Genomic DNA, 4,986 nt, shown 5'->3' with positions numbered 1-4,986 from the left:
TCCCCGGTCCCCGACTCCTCCTCGGTGGGAAGGATCATCTTGTCCCCGTAGTCGAGGATGTCCTCCTCCCTGGGGGCGCGGAGGGTGAACTCCTGATCCCAGTCGAGGAGCGAGAGCTGCCCCGCCTCCCCGGCCCGGGCGAAACGCAGGGGGTAGGGGTCGCCGACCAGCGCCACGTCGAGGACGCCGCCGGCGCCCTCCCCGGCCAGGACACCGATCGTCTCGATCCCGTCGACCTCCCCGCGCTCGCCGGTGCTCCGCTCCCCCTCCATGGTGATCAACAGCGGGATCATGGTGTTCTTCTCGGTGAAGCCGCTCAGCGTCCCGTAGACGGGATCGTCGGGGGCGACCTTGACGTACCGGCCCTCCAGGGTGCCGGAGGGGTCGATGCCCGCCTCGGCCTCCTCGTCGCCGTCCTCCCACTGGTGTCGCCAGAAGGCGCCGTCGGCCTTGAGGAAGAGGTCCTCGCCCACCCGCAGGAGCTCGAAGTTCATCCCCTGCGTGGAGACCTCGCCGATGCCGCCGTCCGGACCGAGGCGCATGTCGATGCGGAACTTGCGCCCGTCGGTGATGATGTCGCCGGTCAGACGCACCGCGTCGGCCCCGAGGGCGGCCTCCATGGCGCGTTCCTCGATGACCTCGGCGGGCTGTGCTGCGAGGTCGTTGCCCTCCTCCTCGGGCTCGGGGGGCGGGCCCCCGCAGCCCGAGAGGGCGCCGCCCGTCAGCACGACGGCGGCGCAGACGGCCCCCGACAGGGCGGTGCGCCAGTTGCGGACTCCTGCGGTCACCGGGTCTGCCTCTCCCTCGGGTCCCTCGGTCGGTCCTGTGATGGACGCATCCCGAGCACGTTGCGTTCCCCTTCGATCACGAGTGCTCGCGTATCGCCCTCCGGTGATCGGTTCCGGGCACGGCGGACGGTCCGGCCGGTGGTGAGACGGCGTGCGAGCGGCAGCGTACCCCGCCCCGTCACCGGACGACGCGGGCCGGTACCGGGGCTTCCGCCCGGAGCCGTACCATCGGGTACATGGCTACCGACACCCCCGCAACGCCGCAGACCGTACCGTCCGAGGAGGCGGTGCGCTCCGCCCTGGCGACGGTGGACGACCCGGAGATCCACCGACCCATCACCGACCTGGGGATGGTCAAGTCGGTGGAGATCGCCGAGGACGGTGCCGTACACGTCGGCGTGTACCTGACCGTCTCCGGCTGCCCGATGCGGGAGACCATCGTGACCCGGGTCTCCGAGGCGGTCCGGGCGGTCCCCGGCGTCACCGACGTCGCGGTCGAGCTGGACGTCATGAGCGAGGAGCAGCGCAGGGAGCTGGCGACCGCGCTGCGCGGCGGCCAGGCCGAGCGCGAGGTGCCCTTCGCCCGTCCCGACTCGCTGACCCGGGTCTACTGCGTGGCCTCCGGCAAGGGTGGCGTCGGCAAGTCCTCCGTCACGGTCAACCTGGCGGCGGCGATGGCCGCCGACGGGCTGAAGGTCGGCGTGGTCGACGCCGACATCTACGGCCACTCGGTGCCCCGGATGCTGGGGACCGACGGCCGACCCACCCAGGTGGAGAACATGATCATGCCGCCCTCGGCGCACGGCGTGAAGGTCATCTCCATCGGAATGTTCACCCCGGGCAATGCCCCGGTGGTCTGGCGCGGACCGATGCTGCACCGCGCGCTGCAGCAGTTCCTCGCCGACGTCTACTGGGGCGACCTGGACGTGCTCCTGCTGGACCTGCCGCCCGGTACCGGTGACATCGCCATCTCGGTGGCCCAGCTGGTCCCGAACGCCGAGATCCTGGTGGTGACCACCCCGCAGCAGGCCGCCGCCGAGGTCGCGGAGCGGGCCGGCGCCATCGCGGTGCAGACCCACCAGAAGATCGTCGGGGTGGTGGAGAACATGTCCGGTCTGCCCTGCCCGCACTGCGACGAGATGCTGGACGTCTTCGGCAGCGGTGGCGGCGAACGGGTGGCCGAGGGGCTGACCCGGGCGACCGGCGCGGAGGTGCCGGTGCTCGGCACCATCCCGATCGACCTGCGGCTGCGCGAGGGCGGTGACGAGGGCAAGCCCGTGGTGCTCTCCGACCCGGACTCGGCCGCGGGGAAGGCGATCCACTCGATCGCCTCGAAGCTGGGCGGCCGGCAGCGCGGTCTGGCCGGGATGTCCCTGGGGATCACCCCCCGCAACAAGTTCTGACCGGGTCCCGACCGCGTTCCGGCCGCCCCGGCCGGAACGCGGTGCCCCGGCGCGTTCCGGCCCGTCAGGCGTAGCGGGCCGTCAGGCGTAGCGGGCCGCCACGTCGTCCACGACGGAGAAGCCGAGGCCGTAGGCGCTCATCCCACGCCCGTACGCGCCCAGGTGGACACCGTGTTCGGTGGTCCCCGCGAGCACCCATCCGTACTCGGACTCCCGGTAGCGGAACTCCCGGGTGCTGCCGTCCACGGGCAGGGTCAGGGAGGCCCAGCCGCCGCCGTCCAGATGGTCGGCGAGGTCCCAGGCCAGGGCGGTCTGCTGCTCCAGCCAGTCCTGGCGCAGGGCGCGCTCCATCCGGCCGGGCCAGGTGCACGAGAGCAGGCCCGAGCCGGCCAGCCAGGCGGCGGCGGACACGGAGGTGGCCTCCAGCAGGCCGGTGCCGTCGGGGCTGGTGCGCACCGGCCGGGCCAGGAGCGTCACCACCACGGCGAAGCTCCGGTCCTCGCACCCGGGCTCGGGCAGCACCGAGGGCCGGTCACCGTGGACCAGCGAGCCGTGTTCCACCGAGCCGTCGGCGGCGGTGCCGACGCGCAGAAGCCGCCGGGGGCCGACGAACGCGTCGTCCAGCCCGTACCAGGGGAAGTCCGCCCGCAGGAAATCGTCCGGCGCCGGACGCTCCCCCGGCACCTCCGCGGTACCCCGTGGCTCGGCCCGACGTGTGGTCTCCATGCGCGGACGCCTCCTCCTTGGCTGCGGCCGGGTGACACCCCGGACACACGTGAGGATAGCCATCGGTATCGCGCTCATCGGGCACGACCGGGGAGCCAAGAGGGTCATATGCCCTGAATGGGGTGACCGAAAGGCACCCGAGAGGTGCGCCGAGGGGAGCATGAGGGGGCGCGTGCGCGACCGAATGCGCCGGGGTGATGGAGGTCACGGCCCCGTCGGCACCGGCGGAGGGCGGTCACGCGAGCGGAAACCCTCCCCGGATCCTCCGTTACCCCGTGCGCCGGGCGCGTCGCGAACCCCGGCGGGGCTCGCAGGGGGCCGGGACGGGCCCCGGAAGGGCTCAGGTGGCGTCGGAGTCGAACGGCGGCGGCTCGGGGGAAGCCCCCCGCCCGCCCTCGTCGGAGCGGCCGGGGGACGACATCCGGCCGGCGTCCGATCCCGGCGCCGGCGGGTCGCCGGCCTTGTCGAGCGAGACGACCCCACCGGCCGCCGCGCCGGCGGCGGCACCCGCGGCCCCCGCGGAACCGTTGCGTGGCACGGGGGTGCGCCCGTTGACGGCGTCGGAGACCTCCGTCAGCTCCTTGCGCACGTCCACGCTGTCGCGCAGCTCGCGCAGGCCCAGTTCGTCCCGCTCCAACAGGTGCTTGCGGGCGAAGCGGCGCGGGTTGAGGTCCTCGAACTCGAAGTCCTTGAACTCCGGCCCCAACTCCTCGCGGATGTCCCGTTTGGCGTTGTCGGAGAACTCCCGCATCCGACGCAGGAAGCCCGCCAGGTCCTGGATCATCTTCGGCAGCTTGTCGGGGCCGAAGATCAGGATGGCCAGGATGATGAGCGCGATGAACTCGAGGGACCCGATATCGAAGAACACTGGCGACTCCCTGGATTCCCTCGCTCACCCGGCCGGATACGGCACACCCGCCACGGTACCCCTCCCGGGCGGCGGTGGGGAGTCACTCCGGGGCACCACGGGGTGAACGCCCCGGACACATCCGGGGAAGGCGGACCGGGGCGGACCGGGCGGGCCGGAACCGGTGCCCGTCCCGCTCAGCCGCCGGCCGTGCCCAGCGTCACCGGGAGGACCAGTTCCCCGTCCCCGCGCTCCACGGTGAGTTCCAGCACGTCGCCCGGCCGGTGCGAACGCACCCGGACGATCAACTCGTCCCCGCTGCGCACCCGCTCACCGTCCACGGCGATGATGACATCGCCCTCCTCCAGCCCGGCGAGATCCCCCGGACCGCCCGGCACCACCGCCGGGTCGTCGGATCGCGAGGCCACCCGGGCACCGACACCGTCGAAGCCCATGTCCACCATGACGCCGATCACCGGGTGGGTGGCCCGCCCGGTGTTGATCAGTTCCTCGGCCACCCGGTGGGCCTGGTTGACCGGTATCGCGAAGCCCAGTCCCACGCTCCCGCCGCGGGACCCGCCGTCCGGGCCGACGCCGAGTTCGGGGGTGCGGATGGCGCTGTTGATGCCGATCACCCGACCACCGGTGTCCACCAGCGGGCCCCCCGAGTTGCCGGGGTTGATCGCGGCGTCGGTCTGCAGGGCGTTGACGTAGCTGACGTCCGTGCCGTCACCGTCCCCACCCGCGGTGATCGGGCGGTTCACGGCACTGATGATCCCCGCCGTGACGGTCCCGTCCAGGTCGAAGGGCGAGCCGATGGCCACCACCGCGTCGCCCACCCGCACCGCGTCGGAGTCGCCCAGCGGCAGCGGGCTCAGTCCGGCCACCCCGTCCACCCGCACGACGGCCAGGTCGTAGCCGCTGTCCGCGCCGACCAGGACCGCGTCCACCGTGTCGCCGCTGTTGAAGGTGACCCGGATGCGGCCGGAGCCGCCCGCCGGCCCCACCACGTGGGCGTTGGTGAGGATGTGACCGCGGTCGTCGAGGACGAAGCCGGTACCGGTGCCCGCGCTCCCCCCGCCCCGCACGTAGAGGGTGACCACACCGGGCAGGGCCGTCTCGGCGATGCCGGCGATGGTGCCGGGGTCGGTCGTCCGCTCGCCCTCCGCCACCTGCGGCAGACGCACCTGCACCGGGCCCCCCGAGCGCTCCAGGTGAACAC

At 73.0% G+C, this 4,986-nt stretch carries 5 protein-coding genes; 1 reads left to right on the top strand and 4 read right to left on the bottom strand.

Going from position 1 to position 4,986, the window contains the following annotated elements:
• Positions 1–788, bottom strand: a 788-nt coding sequence (locus FNQ90_RS12415) for a hypothetical protein (protein WP_182606429.1), incomplete at its 3' end; no start/stop codon positions are given.
• 236 nt (positions 789–1,024) lie between these two features.
• Here FNQ90_RS12415 and FNQ90_RS12410 point away from each other — a divergent pair.
• Positions 1,025–2,191: an Mrp/NBP35 family ATP-binding protein gene (locus FNQ90_RS12410; protein WP_182606428.1), complete on the top strand. Its 1,167-nt coding sequence runs from the start codon at positions 1,025–1,027 to the stop codon at positions 2,189–2,191.
• Positions 2,192–2,272: 81 nt separating this feature from the next.
• On the opposite strand, the gene FNQ90_RS12405 is transcribed toward FNQ90_RS12410, so the two are convergent.
• From FNQ90_RS12405 to FNQ90_RS12395, 3 genes are all read right to left on the bottom strand, one after another.
• On the bottom strand, positions 2,273–2,917 hold the full coding sequence (locus tag FNQ90_RS12405) for a hypothetical protein (RefSeq protein ID WP_182606427.1): 645 nt from the start codon (positions 2,915–2,917) through the stop codon (positions 2,273–2,275).
• Between the two features lie 340 nt (positions 2,918–3,257).
• On the bottom strand, positions 3,258–3,785 hold the full coding sequence (locus FNQ90_RS12400) for a sec-independent translocase (protein WP_182606426.1): 528 nt from the start codon (positions 3,783–3,785) through the stop codon (positions 3,258–3,260).
• Between the two features lie 176 nt (positions 3,786–3,961).
• Positions 3,962–4,986, bottom strand: a 1,025-nt coding sequence (locus FNQ90_RS12395; protein ID WP_182606425.1) for a S1C family serine protease, incomplete at its 5' end; no start/stop codon positions are given.

This window comes from Streptomyces alkaliphilus (assembly GCF_014141535.1).
Lineage (GTDB): Bacteria > Actinomycetota > Actinomycetes > Streptomycetales > Streptomycetaceae > Streptomyces > Streptomyces alkaliphilus.
The sequence above is the reverse complement of the archived record's forward strand: the minus strand, read 5'-3'. Positions and strand labels throughout refer to the sequence as shown.

Excerpts from the sequence above, each read along its gene's own strand:
- FNQ90_RS12410 (WP_182606428.1), top strand. The coding sequence starts at position 1,025 with ATGGCTACCGACACCCCCGCAACGCCGCAGACCGTACCGTCCGAGGAG.
- FNQ90_RS12405 (WP_182606427.1), bottom strand. The coding sequence starts at position 2,917 with ATGGAGACCACACGTCGGGCCGAGCCACGGGGTACCGCGGAGGTGCCG.